Source organism: Methanofervidicoccus sp. A16 (assembly GCF_003351865.1).
Taxonomy (GTDB): domain Archaea; phylum AGJL01; class Methanococci; order Methanococcales; family Methanococcaceae; genus Methanofervidicoccus.
On sequence record NZ_CP022242.1, the window covers coordinates 1319698 to 1336550 of the forward strand.

Consider the following 16853-nt stretch of genomic DNA (forward strand, 5'->3'; position numbering starts at 1 on the left):
TCTCCTTTATCCTTTATTTTTTAATATATTCTTCTATATACTCCTCCAAATCCCTATTGTCGATATCATCTATCCACTTTCTAACCTCATCACGCCACTTCTCTATAGTTTCTAATACTTTGGACCTCACCTCACTGAAAGGAATTGCCTCGTATCTATAGAAATAACCTCCCTTTCTAAGATTTATCTGCTTCCTCCTTACAAGACCTGCCCTTATTAGATTCTGCATAGATCTCTGGATTGTACTCCTGTCCCTATTTAACAACTCTGCAATAGTACTCACTTTGGAAGGCCCATTCTTTAAGAGTGTAAGATACACCGCAACATCCAAGGGTTTTATGTCAAATATACAACACATTATATTTTCTAAGGATAGAGTAGGTGATTTGGAGATAGGTTTTTTCATTAAATCACCACTATAATTTTTGTGATGTAATAATATAAATACATTAAGTATTCACTTTTGTTCCCAAAATAAGAATAAACCTCTTTATTGGTATAATTCTAAAAATAACAATTATGGGCTAAAGTAATATAAATATATTTAATAATATCGATAATTTATCTATATTTAATTTATCCATTTTTCTAATATGAAGAAATTCCTATTGGTAAATCTATACTTTATACTACAGTCCTAGGATATTTTGAGCATTAGAAAAGATAAACTTCAGGATCATGATTAAAAAAGAGTATTTTTAGAAGACTCTCATTTTCTGATTTTACATCGAGGTGAATAATAATCTGTTATAATAAACAAACTGTTCATACTAGACAAGACTATTAAAAGTTCCAATAATACAGAGTATACTTATAAAAATAAATTAAATAATATAAAAATTATCATCAAAAATAAAAAGAAAGAAGTCTTCTTAATCTCTATGAAATAATAGTACTGAAATATAAGTAGAATCTTGTTTAATAAGACAGTAAGTATCTGAAATTTCCTGTAGGAGAGAAAATATAGATTTTTGCTTTATTATTATTAATTACAAAAATGTTATATATCTAAGTAAAATAAGTGTACAACTTTTTCAAAAAATACAAAAGGTGATTATTTATGGATGAAGAAACTACTATGAAGTGTGGTTTAGAGATACACGTTCAGGTGGAGACTAGATCCAAACTGTTTTGTAGGTGTCCAACTAACTACAACGAGGTGCCTCCAAATACTAACGTATGTCCTGTATGTTATGGACTTCCTGGGGCAAGACCTATGCCTCCAAATAAAAAGGCTATAGACATCGCCATCATGGTAGCAAAGATGCTAAACTGTGAGATAGTACTCAATAAGGACATCTACTTCCAGAGGAAACACTACGACTACCCAGATCTACCAAGTGGATATCAGAGGACAACTGTCCCAATCGGTGTAAATGGGAGGTTCTTAAATGTTGGAATAGCAGAGGTACACTTGGAGGAGGATCCTGGGCAGTACAAACCTGATTTAGGTCTCGTAGATTTCAACAGAAGTGGAATCCCGTTAATTGAGATCGTCACTGAACCAGATATAAGATCTCCCGAGGAGGCTAGAGAGTTTCTAAAACAGTTGATGAGGTTGTTTAGATACATCGGGCACCTCAGGGGAGAAGGTACCATGAGGGCAGATGTGAATATCTCTGTTAATTACAAGGGTATTCAAGGGAACAGGGTTGAAGTTAAGAATATCAACTCTATCAAGGGGGTTTACAAGGTTCTAAAGTACGAGTTCATAAGGCAGAAAAATATTCTGAAGAGAGGGGGAGAGGTTAAGAGGGAGACGAGGGCGTTTATGGAATCCCAGATGATCACGAGATCTATGAGAACAAAGGAAACTGCAGAGGACTACAGGTATATACCAGATCCAGACATCCAACCTGTTGTAATAGACGAGGGATGGGTTAAAGAGGTAGAATCCCAGATGCCAGAGACGCCTCTTGAGAAGGAGAAGAGGTTTATAAGGGAGTATGGATTAAAGGAGGAGGATGCTAAGGTTTTAGTCTCTGATTTAGCCCTTGCAGAAGTTTTTGAGAAGGTTGTTCATGATTTAGGATTGAATGAGAGAAATGTAAACCTTGCAGTAACCTGGATAAGAAACGAGTTAAAGAGAGTTTTGGCCTACAACAAGATAGACTTCTTAGAAAGTAATCTAAAACCTGAACATCTGACGGAACTTATAAGACTTATCATTGACAATACAATAAGTCAGAAGATCGGTAAAAAGGTTATCGAGATAATGGTGGAACATAGGGGGAAGAAGTCTCCAAGGGAGATCGTAGAGGAGATGGGATTAACTGTAATTACCGAGGACGATGTACTTGTAAATGCCTGTGAGGAGGCGATCAAAAACAATCCCAAGGCTGTTAAGGATTACTTAGATGGAAACAAAGAGGCACTTCACTTCCTCATGGGCCAGGTGATGAAATTAACAAGGGGAAGGGCAGAACCTAAGAAGGTTGTTAAGATACTGAAGGAGAAGTTGGATGCTATGACTTAAGACTCTTTATTTTTTAAATAAACCCTACTTCCCATCAAAAGGATAGTTTAAAGAATAATAAGGATAATTATAAAAAATAATAGATTAATAAAAATAAAAAATAAAGAATAATATTTAAAAAACAGAAAACTCTTATCATCCTAGATACAAAATTTTAAAAAGAAGATTGAAGAAGAATGATCCTCTGGATACCTTCCTAATATATAGCGGATATCAGAATAAGATCTCCTATCTTACCTAAGTGATCAAAAAGATCCTAAGGATATCTAATAGTTTTTATATTGAACCCTAATTCTCATTAAAAATTCTAATAAAAATAACTATAATCATAAAAAAATAAAAGTATAAAAAGAAGGTATTAAAATCAAAATAAAAGATAATTTCCTGGGACGCTCTAAGATACTATAGAAGTGGAGCAGGTCCTTCCTCACAGGTTGCTATTATATATTTTATAATAATATTTTATTATAAGGTATCATATTTCAATATTTTTCCAGTCTTTTTTTTATTATTCTTATTTTTTATTATTCAAATTATTACTTTGATGGAAATTAAGGTTTTTATATTGATTATTTTCATCATGATTTTTAATTATAATATTATCTTTTTATTATCTTTAATCACTACTTAGTGGGAACTAAAGTTTTTTAAATAAATTTATAAATTTATAATAATTATTAAATTAAAAAGAATAATTAAATTAAAAAAATAAAAAAATATTAAACTATTAACCTAATAAAGGGTTATAACAGGTGGAAAAGTAAAAAAGGAAGAATTCACTCCATCCCTATAGAATTCTATCTGATTTTTCAATAACTATCTCTTTTTTAATATTTTTATTTTTACAGTAATTATTACAATTATTATTATCTTCTTTGATAGAGATATTAGGATTTATAAAATATTAATTTTCACTTAGAACGGTGAATAATTTGAAGAAAGAGTACAATCCCAAGGAGACTGTAATTATACTGTGGTTAGTATCCTTTATAACCATGATCGGGATAGGTTTAATTGCACCACTGATGTCAAAGTACGCCCAACTACTTGGGGCATCAAACTTCGAGATCGGCATCATCTTTGGTTCATTTGCCCTTGCAAGGACTATTGCACAGATACCTGTAGGATACCTCTCAGATAAGTACGGTAAGAAGATATTTCTCTTGATAGGTACCTTCTTCTATGGTTTCTTTACTATACTCTATCCCTTTGCAAATTCTGTGGTACATCTAATGGTGTTAAGGATACTCAACGGTATTTCCTCATCCTTTATAAATCCAGTGGCTGGAGCCTACGTTGCCACAGTTGCACCTAAGGGTAAACTTGGAGAGTATATGGGATTGTTTAACTCTGCACTACCTTTAGGTTTCTCTCTGGGACCTCTCATAGGGGGTGTAATTGCAAAGTGGTATGGAATAGAGGCACCTTTCTACTTCTGTGGTGCTTTAAGTTTTGTATCTTTCCTTGTATGCCTCTTTAAGTTGAAAAATATAAAGATAAATAGAGATGGAAGTTTTACATACGTCTCAAAACTCATTGTAAAATACGAGGGTTCTGTTAAAAGAGGATTTTTTTCTACGAAGTTTTTAAGGGATAGGTGTTTTTTCTCTGCCTATATTATAAATCTGATATACTACATTGTAAATACAGGTATTATAGCTTATTTGGCAGTATATGCTAGTGATTATATAGGGTTGGATCAGGTTGGGATCTTAATAGCCTCTACAAACTTAACTATGGGCGCTCTCCAGAGGAAGTTTGGGGAGATATACGATAGGGGAGGTACATATGGTACTTTACTGGTGTGTGGAGGACTTCTCCTAAGTGCTTTAGGGTTCTATCTACTTTCCATATTTTCCTCATTTTTCACAACCCTTTCCCCGATTCTCAAGATATTTTCCGCCTTAGAACTGGTGGCAATCGGTGGAGCCATGTACCTTCCCGCTGTAAATTCCTTAGCCATGAAAGGGGTAAGTATGGAGGATAAGGGAATGGCCATGGGGCTCTTTAGCACAAGTTTAAATATTGGAATGTTCTTAGGTGCTGTAGTGTTGGGATACCTTGCAGATCTCTTTGGATTATCAAATATGTATAAGATATCCTCCATTATTTTAACTGTTGTAGGTGTGTTCGCTTACTTTTACATTAGAGGAGAGTGAAAATATGAAGATCATAGAGGAGATGATTCCAATAGTGGAGAGGTTGAAAAGGGAGGGATACATAAAGAGTGAGAAAGTTATCCAGGCCCTCTTAAAGGTTCCAAGGGAGGAGTTCCTACCGGAGGAGTTGAAGGAATACGCCTATGTGGATACTCCTCTAAGTATTGGATACGGCCAGACTATATCTGCTATACACATGGTAGGTATGATGTGTGAGGCATTAGATCTAAAGGAGGGACAGAAGGTTTTAGAGGTGGGCACAGGTTCAGGATACCATGCTGCTGTAGTGTCTGAGATCGTTGGAAAGGATGGGTTGGTGGTAACCATAGAGAGGATTCCAGAGTTGGCAGAGAGGGCTAAGAGGGTACTTAAGAGGTTAGGTTATGACAACGTGATAGTTGTATGTGGAGATGGTACCTTGGGATATCCACCTCTCGCTCCCTACGATAGGATTTATATCACTGCAGGGGGACCGAAGATACCTAAGCCTTTAATTGATCAGTTGAAGGATGGAGGAAAGTTGGTGGCACCGGTAGGTAGTAGAGGAGTTCAGGAGTTAATACTCCTGGAAAAAAGAGGAGGTAAAATATTTGAAAAAAAGTTATGTGAGGTTGCATTTGTCCCGCTTATTGGAGAGGAAGGATGGAGGGAGTATTAAAATAGTGATTAGAAGAAGAATAATAAAAATAATGTTAAAAAAATAATAATAAAACCCTAGTTCCCATCAAAGTTGATAATTAAAAAATGAAAAATTATAATGACTAAAAAAGAAAATTAAAAAGGAACCTTGCTTGTTTATCCAATGTCCAATATAGGAAGAAAAAATTATTTTACTTTTATACCTCTATCAGAATTTTATTCATTTTATTCCTCTTAAAACTTTTATTATTATAATAATTATTATTATATTTTTTAATCACAATCTTGATGGGAACTGGGGTAATAATAAATTAAATCAACTTCTGAACACTATATTGAGATAGATGAGATATTCTAAATAATAGTAAGAAAAAAGTAAAATAAGTTCTCATTCTCCTAAACTACACTAGACACTGGAGAAACAGATGAGATTTCCTTATTTATAGTAATTATTAATTTATTATAAAAAAGATGAGATATCCTATATTGCCCTTTTTAGTTTTTTATTCTTTTATTTTTAATAATTTTTATTATTATTTTATTAATTATTTTTTTTTAATTACCACTTTGATAGAAACTAAATTAATTATTCTTTAAAAAATAGAGAAAAATCTTTATCCTAAATGAGGATTACTAGCTACAGATATGTACAGCTGTCCCTTAGGTTTGTTATTTACGTAATCCCCTGTAAATAGGTGATAAACCCCCTCTATCTTAGTGCCTTCATCCTTCTTCTTTATCTTAATAACTGGATTCTCAACTATGCCCTCGTATTTAAAGGATGGCAGTACCTCAGAAACCTTACCATTTACAACTATGGCCCCTTTTATCATTTCGGCACCTAACCTACCAGGGACGTCTCCATCTATCCTAATGATCCCTCCCTTTGCATGGATGCCTACAAAGTACCCAACATTTCCCTTTATATGTATCATACCTCCCACTATATGCTCTCCTATCTCATGGCCGGCGTTTCCCTCTACCACTATAAGACCTCCAGACATTCCCTTATATCCACCTCTATAGGCAGAACCTATATAATTCCCTGCATTACCCTTTATTATCAACTCTCCCCCTTTCATCCCCTGTCCTGCCCAGTTATCTGCATTTCCATTTACAACTATCCTGCCCCCTTTCATCTCCGCACCAACGTGCATACCTACATCTCCTTCTATGACGATCTCCCCGGTAGTCATACCCTCTCCAACTCTCTTTAACTTAATGGAGGAGTTCTTTATTGTCATCTTTGGTATATCGCTCTCTATTACCTTAACGTCGAATATTTCTCCTACCTTTACAGTTGTCCTTCCCTGAGGCACTTCTATATTCTTAATCTCCTCTACGTCCATATCCTGCATCTTTTCAGGGAGTAGTGCATCTAACTCTACTGGGACTGTAATATCCTCCCTAAGTGTAAGTATAATCTCCATTATTCTCACCTATTATACTTAATTAATATAAATATAAAAATAATTAATTAACTAATTTCGGAGTTGTCTATCTGGATAACCTTCCAGTTGTTTGCCAAATACTCTGGAACTTTGTAGTTCTCCATCTGTACTGTGTAGTCCTTCTTAAATACCTCCTCTAAGTCCTTCATCAACTCCTTCTCTAAGGTTTCATCTATTTTCACATCTACGTATAGGGTATCTCCAAATACCTCCTTAACTATATTTCCATCCTTAACAACTATCTCTCCATTCTTGAAGGTGTATTTAGCGTATCTAAATGCCCTCTCTATAACCTTTGGATCCTTCTCCTCAGGTCCTATGTCATAGATGGCAATATCTGCTATGGCTCCAACTCCTAAGTGTCCCCTCTCTAAACTAAGCCCCAATACCTTTGCCTGATTTGCCCTGGTTATCTGTGCAATCTCGTACATGGTGTATTCCTTATCGTTGTCTCCAACTGAGGATCTAGTTCTCGCCCACTTATGGACCTTCTCATTTAACCAGTAGTCCCTGTACTTCTTACTCATCAGCCAGGCTATTATCCTTGAGAACCTTGTAAATGGCCCCCCATTTGGATGGTCTGTAGCCAGTAATACCTTACTTGGATCTGTGTTGAGGAATATATCTAAACCAATTGCCCACTGTACAGAGTATACAGGTCCCTTTGGAGAGTAGTAGAATGGTACAACTCCAGATCCTGTCTCCAATTCAACATCACAGTTTGCCCACTTGTTACCTGTTGACATATGGAGGTCGTACTCCATAGGTCCGTCCGCAGTCATGGTTGTCGTCTCATCTAAGGTGATCTGACCTACATCTACAACTACATGATCTACCTTGTTGACATACTCTGCAATTTCAACCCCCTTACTTACGAAGTCCTTCCAGGATGTTCCTCCGTAGGAGTGGAATTGGACGTGGGCGTTGTAGTATGTAGTCTCCCTCTCTCCATACTTAGGTTTAGGTTCTATATCCTTAACACAGTCCATGGTTTCTATAGTTGTTTTCCAGTTCCCAGGATGTCCTAAGTCGTTTGGATGGACGTGGATGGAGTGAGGTAGCCCTAACATCTCGTTTACTATCCCTAACCCCCTTACTATCTCCCTTCCAGTTATACCGAAGTACGGTGTAGGATCGTCGAGACCATGGACGTTCCTTCCCCATCCCCAGGCTTCAGTTCCACCTGGGTTTACAATCTTTATGGCAAACCCCCTTACAGTCTTTAAAACCCAGGCTACATAGGCTGCACATAGTTCATAGTCCTTCTCCTTAAGATACCTCATAACCATCCAGTTGTTACCAAATAGTGTTAACGCCCCTTTGTCTATCTGGGGGGTATCTACAAATTCATCGTGGACGTGCTTTGCCTTCAGTGGTGGCATAGCTGCCTCTATTGCAGTAGTGTACCCCATCTCACAGTACTCGTACCCTGTTTTATAAGTTGTAGGGATGGAGAATCCAGTACCTGGTTTTAATCCCCTCTTCAAGTAAAGATCCTTATAACTGTCCTCTGGTCTCATCAACCTTCCAGTGTTTACCTTAGGTCCTGCAATATGGGTATGGGAATCTATACCTCCAGGCATTACTACACATCCACTGGCGTCTATTACCTTGGCGTCCTCAGAAACAGACTCTACAATTACTCCATCCTTTATACAGATATCCATCTGTTCTCCATCAACTTTATTTAGGGGATCGAATACAATCCCGTTTTTTATAATGTATTCCATCTAAATCACCTCAAGGATTAATCCCTTTCTATGTACTTTTTTCTCATCAGTTCGGCCATTGAAAGAACCTTCTCCCCCTCAGCCTTTACTATTTCAACAGGCACATCTTTATAGGAGGGCATTCCAGTACTGTCAGTTTCAGGTGAAACTACCCAATTTGCCCAGGGGCCCATAGGTATGAAAACCATACCTTCAGGCATAGGTTCATTTGCCTCCTTTGCATAGACAACAACGTCTCCATACTCTGATATTACCTTTACAGTATCTCCATCCTTTATACCTAACTTCTCCATATCCTCTTTATTTATATAGCAAACTGCTGCTGCCTTTCTATACATCTCAAGATTTTTTCCTGCTTCAATAGCCTCTCCCTGCCAGATAGTCCTGGCCGTATTAAGTATAAACTTCATCCTATCACCTTACTCTACTATGAGTTTTATAGCATCTACAGGACATGCTTCAACACATGCCCCACATCCTCTACATAGATCCCCGTTGATGACGGTAACAACTCCATTTATAATCCTCATTACAACTTTACTGTCATCTTCTGGTCCTTTTCCTCCAAATACGTTGGGATCTCTAGCATTCACAGGACATACTATAACACAGTTTCCACATCCATGACACTTCTCCTGATATACCTCTAACTTATACATGGGATCACCTGTAATTTTTTAATTTAACAACTTATCAAAAGCCTTCTTCCATGCAAGGATCTTGGTATCTGTCATGTTTCTTTTAGATCTCTTAACTTCCAATGCACCTGCAGGACATGCCTTTGTACATGCACCACAGAGGATACATACGTCCTGATTTACAACTAACCTTGGGACCTTCTCTCCCTGTTCCTTTGGTTTTGGGAATGTCAATGCATTACAGGGACATATGGCAACACATGCACCACAACCACTACACAGTTCCTCCTTTATAATTAACTCTCCTTCAAATGGCTTCTCCACCTTTATAGCATCTACTGGACATACCCTTTCACACCAACTACAGGAGACACAGGTGTCTTTATCTACAACAACTTTCCCCTTTATCTCCTTATGTATTTCAGGTGTCTTTATCCTCTTTACAAAGGGACACTTATAACATACTACCTCTATGGCTCCATGAGGACATGCCTTTTCACATACCTTACAGTAGACACATGCATCAGTATCTACAACGATATCCTTGTAAGGGTTCAAACTTAATGGAGTTTCTTCGTTAGGCACCAATGTTATAGCATCTGCAGGACAGTAATCTGCACATATTCCACAGAATACACAGAGATCTTTATTGATGTATATCTCCCCTAGGACTAAGGTTTTCCTCTCAGGGACCTCTCTTTTAACATGTATGGCAGTTTGAGGACATACCACCTCACACTGCTTACATAGAACACATACATCCTGATCTACAGTAATATCCTTTCTGATCTTTGGGAACTGTGGGAGTTTCTTTATGGAGGTGCCGTTTATCTCTAAGTCCATTGCGTTAAAGGGACATACAGAGGCACACATACCACAGAGTACACACTTTGAACTATCCACATCCAACTTTGGAGCGTCTACAACCCCCTTGAAGATGGCACCTAAGGGACCCATCTCTATGGCTCCAACTGGACAGATATCCTCACAGATACCACAACCAACACAGTAATCATCGCTCCAATAGAGTACTCTCTTTTCAACAGATCCTTCCCTTATTATTTTAAAATCTTTACCTAATTTCTCCTTTTTTACATCAATAACTTTCTTCTTTACCAATGCCATTTTATTCCTCCATTTTATTGTTATTTAGAAATACCAATTTCAAAGCACCTGTTGGGCATAGAGATACACATCTTCCACATATTTTACATCTGTTATTATTTACAACAATCGTATCACTGCTATCCATTTTTATGGCTTTGTAGGGACACTCTAAACACTCTCCACAGAAGATACACTTATCCACCTCTATCTCTACCTTGGCATTGTACAACACTTTGATAATCTTCGATGTGATCTCCTTATCCTCACTGAGAGCGTTTATGACCCTCACTGCATACTGAGGAGGCAGTCTTAGGATCTCCTCAGACACCTTTAATACCCTCTTCGATGGATGTCTTCCCTGTAGATAGTGGGAGATCTCAGTTCTATTTGTATTTAAATACTCTGCTATCTCCTTCTGTAATTTCCCCTCCCTTCTAAGTTTCATACTTACTATAGCTTTGATCCCCGATAGGATATGCTCTGGCATGGTGAATTCACTAACGTCAATTCAAAATGTTAGTGTAACTAACATTCTTTTTAATATTTTATATAATTTTTTTCTATCAGTGGATAGTAAATTATATATATCTAAGTTAGTAATACTAACATCTTAAACATTTATATATTTGGATAAACTGATATAACTGTGAGTTGTTTGTAAATTACCATTTGTTAACCACCTAAAACCATCACGATTATTCATTATAGATCTCTAAGTTATTCCCATTCTTTTACTAAAAAGAGCCCAACACTATACTTCCATTCTACTCTTTACTCTTCATATATTTTCTATTTTACTCTTGTCTGCATTTTCTATAACCTTAATATAGTACACTAAACAACGTCGATACTACAACCAATATACTAAATATATATGCCAACACCTTTATCCTGTTATCCATCCTGTAGGGTCTTTTTAGATCCTTTGAGAATTCATCGATTTCCTTAATTTTTTCATCATCTTTAAAGGTTATAACGTCTAATTTTATATTCATAGTATCACCCTCTTAATTTTTCTTTTGATAGTAAAACTTTTATCTTCGATTATAAAAGTGAAAAAACTCATATATATGCCTTTTTGCTCATTAAAAATAATGACAAATCTTTTTTTGTAATTAAAAATAATGATAAAAATTATAAAATTAAAAAATAATAAAAAGGTGTGATATTAAATATTAAAAATAAATGAGGGAGTTATATGGTAGATGTAGAGAATATCATAGAAAAAATAGTAAAAAACACTGTAGAGATAGTAACCATCGAGGAGTTAAAAGAGATTCTAGAGAAAGAAGATAAAAAAGCCTATATAGGGTTTGAGCCCAGTGGAAGGATACACTTAGGACACTACCTACAGATTAAAAAGATGATAGACCTTCAGGAGGCAGGTTTTGAGATAGTGATCTTACTGGCAGATCTCCATGCCTATCTTAATCAGAAGGGTAGTATGGAGGAGATACACCAGTTGGCAGAGGAAAACAAAAAAGTATTCAAGGCTATGGGGTTATCTGCAAAGTACATCTACGGCAGTGAGTTCCAGTTAGAAAAAGATTACGTATTAGACGTTCATAGGATAGCACTGAAGACCACCTTAAAGAGGGCAAGAAGGAGTATGGAGTTGATAGCAAGGGAGGAGGAGAATCCTAAGGTTGCAGAGGTAATATATCCATTGATGCAGGTAAACGATATAAAACACTTAGAGGTAGATGTGGCAGTCGGTGGTATGGAACAGAGGAAGATACACATGTTGGCAAGGGAGATACTGCCATCTATAGGTTGGAAATCTCCAATATGTATCCACAACCCTGTACTTACAGGCTTAGATGGAAAGGGGAAGATGTCCTCCTCTAAGGATAACTTCATAGGGGTAGATGACGATCCAGATATTATCAGATCCAAGATAAGGAAGGCTTACTGTCCTATGGGGGTTGTAGAGGGGAATCCTGTACTGGAGATGGCGAGGTACTTCTTGGAATATCCACTAACTGTAGAGAGGCCTGAGAAATTTGGAGGGGATATTTACGTTGAAAACTACGAGACGTTGGAAAGGTTATATAGAGAGAAAGAGATCCACCCGATGGATCTAAAGAACACTGTTGCAGAGGAGATAATTAGGATACTTGAACCTATTAGGAAAAGAATAAGGTAGATGATAAAAAATTCAAATTTATTATAATAATTAATAAAGAGATATATAAATGGAAATAAAAACTCTGTCTTTTCTTTTGGAATATTCTAAACACTAAAAAACAGATTAAGATTTCTTAAGAGAAGGTCCTCATTCTTTTTTATATTCTTTTTTATTATTTTATTTTTTGTTATATTAATTATTACCTGATCAGTCAGAAAGTATTCTTATTACTCAATAATTATTTTTAAATAGTTATTACTCCAAATATAAAATAAACAATAACTTCAATAGGAGATATCTATGGAAGAGAACAAAAAAATCAAAAAATTACTCCACATCTTAAAACATACAGAGGAGCACTTCGAGGAATTAATAAAATATATCGAGGAGTGCAATTACAACCCTGAACCATATAAAACAATATACAACAAGTTAAAAGAGGAAAACGATAAATTAAGGGAAAAATTAAGGAGTTAAGATATCACCCTATCTACCATATCCATCTCCAACGCCAATCTGATCTCCCTAGCAATCCTCTGGCCCATACTTAGAGGCTCTCCATGGTAGAGGAAGGAGTAAGGACTTCCATTCATAAAGGAGTTTGTTCCCCCGTCTATCCTTGCACTCATCTCAAATACTATCAACTCTAAGTTTTCGTTACATAGTGTCTGGAGACAGAAAGGACCTATCATACCAGGGGGCACCATCTCCTTAGATTTTGCCACCAACTTATCCCCCATCTCGAATACCTGGGGGAGGAGACTCTCCCTGATAACCACAGGAATATTACCTGTGATTACATAGGAGGGCTCTATATCTAACTCCAACTGATCCCTTGCAGGGATCCTAACTATTCCATCTATATTACTCTCATACCTACGATCTATACCCATAAGTTCCACTGTATCTTTAAGAGGGGAGTAGAAGTAGTGGAGACAGAAGTTGGTACCAACAACGTACTCCTCTATATGGGCATTTTCCACATCCTCCTGGGAGATTATTCCCTTTTCTTTTAGTGTGTCTATCTTTTTCCAGAATTCCTCCTCTGAGGAACAGATGAAGTATCCCCTTCCTCCTCTTGCCCCTGGGAATTTAACTATTACAGGAGTATCTATCTCTTCTGGACTGTTGTACTTCCTTGGAACCCTTAAACCACTCTCCCTTAGAAGTTTTCCCTCGAGATCCCTCTCAGATTCCCATCTAAGTATCCTTCTATTTCCAAAGATAGGCACCTGGAAGTCATTTTCAACATTATCCAATCCACAGTAGGCTATAAAGGAACCATGGGGCACTACTATTGCATTCATCTCCCTTAACTTCTCCTGTACCTCCTCCTTGGAGATATCCGAAAATTTATCTACGTATATAAACCTATCTGCTACCTTGAATCTCTTATAGGGAACGTCTCTGTCCTTAGTAGTAATCACAACAGTGGAGAAACCCTCCAACTTGGCACCCTTGAGTATATGGAGGGAGGTGTGGCTTCCCAGGGTGGCTATAGTAATCTCGTCTTTGTTGTACCTGTCAAATATTTCTAATATCTCTTCTTTAGAGATTACCATATTTTCACCTTTGATCTTTAGTAATCATTATTACAGAAACACTAAGATGATGTCATTTTTTCTGATTTAGTATACTTTTTATTTTTTATAATATTATTAATATTATTATAATTAGAAATTTAATAGAAATTATCTATTATTTTAGCACTAGGACTAGTATATCGCATTCCAAACTCCATAACTATCTCTCAATAAACATGAACAACTATCTACACAAAAAATATTTAATGGTGTCGTTGATAAATTTACTATAAATATAAATAGGGGGCGTTGATGGGTACCTCAGATCCTTTATTATCTAGAATGCATCGTCATCTCCAAAAAATAAGGGGAGATATTATGGAATCTAAAAATTTAAGTAATGATTTAAAATCTGATGAAAATGTTGATACTGTTGATAGCAATTTAGATGAAGAAGAATTGATTAAAAAATCTGAAAATCTAAAAAAAATAGTGGAAAATTTACAAAATAGGATAAAAAAGGCTGTAATAGGTCTCCAGTTAGAGGATGAGCGTAAAGAGTCTACAGAAGAAGAGAAAAAAGAAGAACCTGAAAAAGAAGAAACGAAAATTAATCAGAGAGAATATTTAGAGGAGATCAGTAAAAAATTGGAAGAGTTACCAAAGGCTATAGGAGAAATGGGTAATCCTAAGATAGAAGAAATGTTAAACCAGATATTAGAAAAGATCAACGTCCTTATAGATAAAAATACGGAAAATGCCAAAAAATTAGATAGAATCATTGAAGAATTAGATAAGATTATTTCTAAACTAGAAGATATATCTGAAAAGATGGTAAAGTTATACGAAAGTGGCGGTATAACTGTACTGGATGTTATAAATCTTATTAGAGAGATCCATAGTGGAATCTGTGAAATAAAAGAAATTTTAAGTACTTACAGGTATGAAGAGATAGACAGGGCTATAGAGATAGCAGATAATTTGAACAACAAGATGGATACCTACTTAAAGGAGTTTGAGAAAATTGTTAATGAGTCTGTAAGTGTAGCATAAGGTGATCAAATGGTAATCAAAGTCGCTGTAACTGGTGCCCTTGGAAGGATGGGAAGTGGAATAATAAAAACTATATGTCAGCACCCAGATCTCAAATTAGTTGCTGCAGTTGAGGTCCCCAATCATGAGAAGAGAGGAGAAGATGTTGGTAAGTTGTTAGGTATTGGTGAAATAGGGGTTGCACTGGAGACTGCTGATAGGTTAGAGGATGTTCTAAAGGAGAGTAAGCCAGATGTACTCGTTGATTTTACGGCTCCTGAAGCCACTGTAAAAACTGTTAAAGTATCTGCTTCACATGGTGTAAATCTAGTTATTGGAACTACAGGATTCACTGAAGAACAGAGGAAGGAGATAGAAGATACTATAAAGAAACATGGCGTTGCTGCGGTGATATCCCAAAACTACGCTATAGGTGTGAATATCTTCTTTAAGGTTCTGGAGTTTTTGGCTAGGAAACTTGGAGACTACGACATAGAGATAGTGGAGATGCACCACAGATATAAAAAGGATGCACCAAGTGGTACTGCACTGAGGGCTGCAGAGATTATAAAGAATAATTTAGATAGAGATGTCTCCATTATCTACGGTAGGGTAGGGATCCTAGGAGAGAGGAAAAAAGATGAAATATGTATCCATGCTATAAGGGGAGGGGATGTTGTAGGAGATCATACAGTTATTTTTGCAGGTGACGGTGAGAGGTTGGAAGTCACTCATAGGGCTAGTAGTAGGCAGGCCTTTGTAAATGGGGTAATATTGGCTGTTAAGTTCATCGCTGGAAAGAAAGAGGGAATATACAATACCTTCGATGTACTAGGTCTTAGAGATTAAGGTGGAAGTTTGAGGGAGTTTATACTGAAGGCCAACAAGGCCATAACCTCTGGGGATGTAAACCTCAAGGATCTTCCTGGGAGTTGTGGCAGGTTGGATCTCGTATGTAGATGTGTAAGTAGTGCATTTTTCCTCTCCCATGATATAAGAAGGGATACTGTTTTTTACTCTGTACACTACGGAGAACCTAACCCTCCAGTGGCTTTGAAATTTGTAGGATCTGAATTGAAAAGAGTGAGCCCTGACGAGAGAAGTATAGCTATATTTATAAAGAAGGCACTAAGTAAGGAGCATGATACCCACTGGAGGGAGAGTACTCCAGGTATATATCACGCCAAGAGGGATTTTAAAGATATAGTACTTGAGAAATTAGAGGAGGGAAGAAAGGTCTACCTCTTACATCTAAAGGGGAAACCTATTGAGGAAGTTATTAATCCCAAAACCTACGATGAGATAAAAGATAGAGGCTTTGTCTTTATACTTGGGGATCATATAGGATTGACTGAAGAGGATGAAAGATTCTTAAGAGATTTAAAAATAGAGAGAATATCTATATCACCTTTAGAGTTGCATGCAAACCAGTGTATAGATATAGTTCATAACGTACTGGACAAGTTGGAGTATATGGAAAAATAGAATTTTTTAGGTGATAAAAATGGAAGAGGCTCCTAAAATGGTGGTTTTTAGGTTGGGCCCTAATGAATATGCTCTAAAAGTTGATGAAGTGAGAGAGGTACTAAAACTTCAAGATATCACTGCTTTACCTAACAGTCCAGATTATGTAATAGGAGTCACTAATATAAGAGGAGAGATAACTCCCATTATAGATTTAAGGAAAAAATTGAACATCCCTGGATACTACGGAGAGGATAGTGAAAGGGACAAGGAAATGCTAGTTATGGTCGTAGAGATCGACGGTGTTCCTGTAGGAATATTAGTCGATGGAGTTAGTGATGTTATACAGATACCCAAAGAAAACATAGAGAAGGTAGATGGTGTTGGGAATAATATGGGTGTAGATTATATAGAAGGTATTGGAAAAATAGATAATAGACTTATTATAATATTAAATATTAATAAACTAATTAAACCTCAAGAAGGCTTCTAAAAAATCAAAATGG

Annotated in this window: 18 protein-coding genes; 9 read left to right on the plus strand and 9 right to left on the minus strand. The window is 36.4% G+C overall.

What is annotated here, in order from left to right; all coding sequences use genetic code 11:
• Nucleotides 1-13: 13 nt before the first annotated feature.
• Nucleotides 14-406: a helix-turn-helix domain-containing protein gene (locus CFE53_RS06080; protein ID WP_148120958.1), complete on the minus strand. Its 393-nt coding sequence runs from the start codon at nt 404-406 to the stop codon at nt 14-16.
• Between the two features lie 654 nt (nt 407-1060).
• Here CFE53_RS06080 and gatB point away from each other — a divergent pair.
• The 3 genes from gatB to CFE53_RS06095 all read left to right on the plus strand — a co-directional run bounded on the left by gatB (nt 1061) and on the right by CFE53_RS06095 (nt 5293).
• On the plus strand, nt 1061-2476 hold the full coding sequence (gene gatB, locus CFE53_RS06085; protein WP_148120959.1) for an Asp-tRNA(Asn)/Glu-tRNA(Gln) amidotransferase subunit GatB: 1416 nt from the start codon (nt 1061-1063) through the stop codon (nt 2474-2476).
• 932 nt (nt 2477-3408) lie between these two features.
• A complete protein-coding gene (locus CFE53_RS06090; protein WP_253254746.1) occupies nt 3409-4635 on the plus strand; it encodes an MFS transporter in 1227 nt (408 codons plus the stop codon).
• A gap of 4 nt (nt 4636-4639) precedes the next feature.
• The gene (locus CFE53_RS06095; RefSeq protein WP_172456370.1) at nt 4640-5293 is read left to right on the plus strand and encodes a protein-L-isoaspartate O-methyltransferase; all 654 of its coding nucleotides are present in this window, start codon (nt 4640-4642) and stop codon (nt 5291-5293) included.
• Nucleotides 5294-5888: 595 nt separating this feature from the next.
• On the opposite strand, the gene fwdC is transcribed toward CFE53_RS06095, so the two are convergent.
• The 7 genes from fwdC to CFE53_RS06870 all read right to left on the minus strand — a co-directional run bounded on the left by fwdC (nt 5889) and on the right by CFE53_RS06870 (nt 11195).
• On the minus strand, nt 5889-6704 hold the full coding sequence (fwdC, locus tag CFE53_RS06100) for a tungsten-dependent formylmethanofuran dehydrogenase subunit FwdC (RefSeq protein WP_371677973.1): 816 nt from the start codon (nt 6702-6704) through the stop codon (nt 5889-5891).
• A 47-nt stretch (nt 6705-6751) separates the two neighbouring features.
• A complete protein-coding gene (gene fwdA, locus CFE53_RS06105; RefSeq protein ID WP_148120960.1) occupies nt 6752-8455 on the minus strand; it encodes a tungsten-dependent formylmethanofuran dehydrogenase subunit FwdA in 1704 nt (567 codons plus the stop codon).
• A gap of 17 nt (nt 8456-8472) precedes the next feature.
• Nucleotides 8473-8865: a tungsten-dependent formylmethanofuran dehydrogenase subunit FwdD gene (fwdD, locus tag CFE53_RS06110; protein WP_148120961.1), complete on the minus strand. Its 393-nt coding sequence runs from the start codon at nt 8863-8865 to the stop codon at nt 8473-8475.
• Nucleotides 8866-8874: 9 nt separating this feature from the next.
• Nucleotides 8875-9114: a 4Fe-4S binding protein gene (locus CFE53_RS06115; RefSeq protein ID WP_148120962.1), complete on the minus strand. Its 240-nt coding sequence runs from the start codon at nt 9112-9114 to the stop codon at nt 8875-8877.
• An 18-nt stretch (nt 9115-9132) separates the two neighbouring features.
• Nucleotides 9133-10218: a tungsten-dependent formylmethanofuran dehydrogenase subunit FwdF gene (gene fwdF / locus CFE53_RS06120; RefSeq protein ID WP_148120963.1), complete on the minus strand. Its 1086-nt coding sequence runs from the start codon at nt 10216-10218 to the stop codon at nt 9133-9135.
• A gap of 1 nt (nt 10219) precedes the next feature.
• Nucleotides 10220-10687, minus strand: a complete 468-nt coding sequence (locus tag CFE53_RS06125; protein WP_148120964.1) for a 4Fe-4S binding protein — start codon at nt 10685-10687, stop codon at nt 10220-10222.
• Nucleotides 10688-11021: 334 nt separating this feature from the next.
• Nucleotides 11022-11195 carry a hypothetical protein gene (locus CFE53_RS06870; protein ID WP_172456371.1) on the minus strand — a complete coding sequence of 58 codons (174 nt, stop codon included), beginning with the start codon at nt 11193-11195 and terminating at the stop codon, nt 11022-11024.
• Between the two features lie 203 nt (nt 11196-11398).
• Here CFE53_RS06870 and CFE53_RS06130 point away from each other — a divergent pair, with 203 nt between their 5' ends.
• On the plus strand, nt 11399-12346 hold the full coding sequence (locus CFE53_RS06130; protein ID WP_172456372.1) for a tyrosine--tRNA ligase: 948 nt from the start codon (nt 11399-11401) through the stop codon (nt 12344-12346).
• Between the two features lie 282 nt (nt 12347-12628).
• Nucleotides 12629-12805: a hypothetical protein gene (locus CFE53_RS06875; RefSeq protein ID WP_172456373.1), complete on the plus strand. Its 177-nt coding sequence runs from the start codon at nt 12629-12631 to the stop codon at nt 12803-12805.
• Here CFE53_RS06875 and CFE53_RS06135 read toward each other — a convergent pair.
• Nucleotides 12802-13890: a formate--phosphoribosylaminoimidazolecarboxamide ligase gene (locus CFE53_RS06135; protein WP_148120965.1), complete on the minus strand. Its 1089-nt coding sequence runs from the start codon at nt 13888-13890 to the stop codon at nt 12802-12804. The genes CFE53_RS06875 and CFE53_RS06135 overlap by 4 nt on opposite strands.
• A gap of 273 nt (nt 13891-14163) precedes the next feature.
• Here CFE53_RS06135 and CFE53_RS06140 point away from each other — a divergent pair, with 273 nt between their 5' ends.
• Genes CFE53_RS06140 through CFE53_RS06155 form a run of 4 tightly spaced genes read left to right on the plus strand, consistent with a single transcriptional unit; the run spans nt 14164 to nt 16840 of the window.
• A complete protein-coding gene (locus CFE53_RS06140) occupies nt 14164-14904 on the plus strand; it encodes a hypothetical protein (protein ID WP_148120966.1) in 741 nt (246 codons plus the stop codon).
• A 9-nt stretch (nt 14905-14913) separates the two neighbouring features.
• The gene (dapB, locus tag CFE53_RS06145) at nt 14914-15732 is read left to right on the plus strand and encodes a 4-hydroxy-tetrahydrodipicolinate reductase (protein WP_148120967.1); all 819 of its coding nucleotides are present in this window, start codon (nt 14914-14916) and stop codon (nt 15730-15732) included.
• Nucleotides 15733-15741: 9 nt separating this feature from the next.
• Complete coding sequence (gene trmY / locus CFE53_RS06150; RefSeq protein WP_148120968.1) at nt 15742-16368, plus strand: tRNA (pseudouridine(54)-N(1))-methyltransferase TrmY; 627 nt, start codon at nt 15742-15744, stop codon at nt 16366-16368.
• A 19-nt stretch (nt 16369-16387) separates the two neighbouring features.
• Nucleotides 16388-16840, plus strand: coding sequence for a chemotaxis protein CheW (locus tag CFE53_RS06155; protein ID WP_148120969.1), 453 nt, complete (start codon nt 16388-16390; stop codon nt 16838-16840).
• Nucleotides 16841-16853: the final 13 nt, after the last annotated feature.

What these genes read in the sequence shown, in the direction of transcription:
- CFE53_RS06080 (WP_148120958.1), bottom strand. Translation starts at nt 406, where the DNA reads ATGAAAAAACCTATCTCCAAATCACCTACTCTATCCTTAGAAAATATA.
- gatB (WP_148120959.1), top strand. Translation starts at nt 1,061, where the DNA reads ATGGATGAAGAAACTACTATGAAGTGTGGTTTAGAGATACACGTTCAG.
- CFE53_RS06095 (WP_172456370.1), top strand. Translation starts at nt 4,640, where the DNA reads ATGAAGATCATAGAGGAGATGATTCCAATAGTGGAGAGGTTGAAAAGG.
- fwdC (WP_371677973.1), bottom strand. Translation starts at nt 6,704, where the DNA reads ATGGAGATTATACTTACACTTAGGGAGGATATTACAGTCCCAGTAGAG.
- fwdA (WP_148120960.1), bottom strand. Translation starts at nt 8,455, where the DNA reads ATGGAATACATTATAAAAAACGGGATTGTATTCGATCCCCTAAATAAA.
- fwdD (WP_148120961.1), bottom strand. Translation starts at nt 8,865, where the DNA reads ATGAAGTTTATACTTAATACGGCCAGGACTATCTGGCAGGGAGAGGCT.
- CFE53_RS06115 (WP_148120962.1), bottom strand. Translation starts at nt 9,114, where the DNA reads ATGTATAAGTTAGAGGTATATCAGGAGAAGTGTCATGGATGTGGAAAC.
- fwdF (WP_148120963.1), bottom strand. Translation starts at nt 10,218, where the DNA reads ATGGCATTGGTAAAGAAGAAAGTTATTGATGTAAAAAAGGAGAAATTA.
- CFE53_RS06125 (WP_148120964.1), bottom strand. Translation starts at nt 10,687, where the DNA reads ATGCCAGAGCATATCCTATCGGGGATCAAAGCTATAGTAAGTATGAAA.
- CFE53_RS06870 (WP_172456371.1), bottom strand. Translation starts at nt 11,195, where the DNA reads ATGAATATAAAATTAGACGTTATAACCTTTAAAGATGATGAAAAAATT.
- CFE53_RS06130 (WP_172456372.1), top strand. Translation starts at nt 11,399, where the DNA reads ATGGTAGATGTAGAGAATATCATAGAAAAAATAGTAAAAAACACTGTA.
- CFE53_RS06875 (WP_172456373.1), top strand. Translation starts at nt 12,629, where the DNA reads ATGGAAGAGAACAAAAAAATCAAAAAATTACTCCACATCTTAAAACAT.
- CFE53_RS06135 (WP_148120965.1), bottom strand. Translation starts at nt 13,890, where the DNA reads ATGGTAATCTCTAAAGAAGAGATATTAGAAATATTTGACAGGTACAAC.
- CFE53_RS06140 (WP_148120966.1), top strand. Translation starts at nt 14,164, where the DNA reads ATGGGTACCTCAGATCCTTTATTATCTAGAATGCATCGTCATCTCCAA.
- dapB (WP_148120967.1), top strand. Translation starts at nt 14,914, where the DNA reads ATGGTAATCAAAGTCGCTGTAACTGGTGCCCTTGGAAGGATGGGAAGT.
- CFE53_RS06155 (WP_148120969.1), top strand. Translation starts at nt 16,388, where the DNA reads ATGGAAGAGGCTCCTAAAATGGTGGTTTTTAGGTTGGGCCCTAATGAA.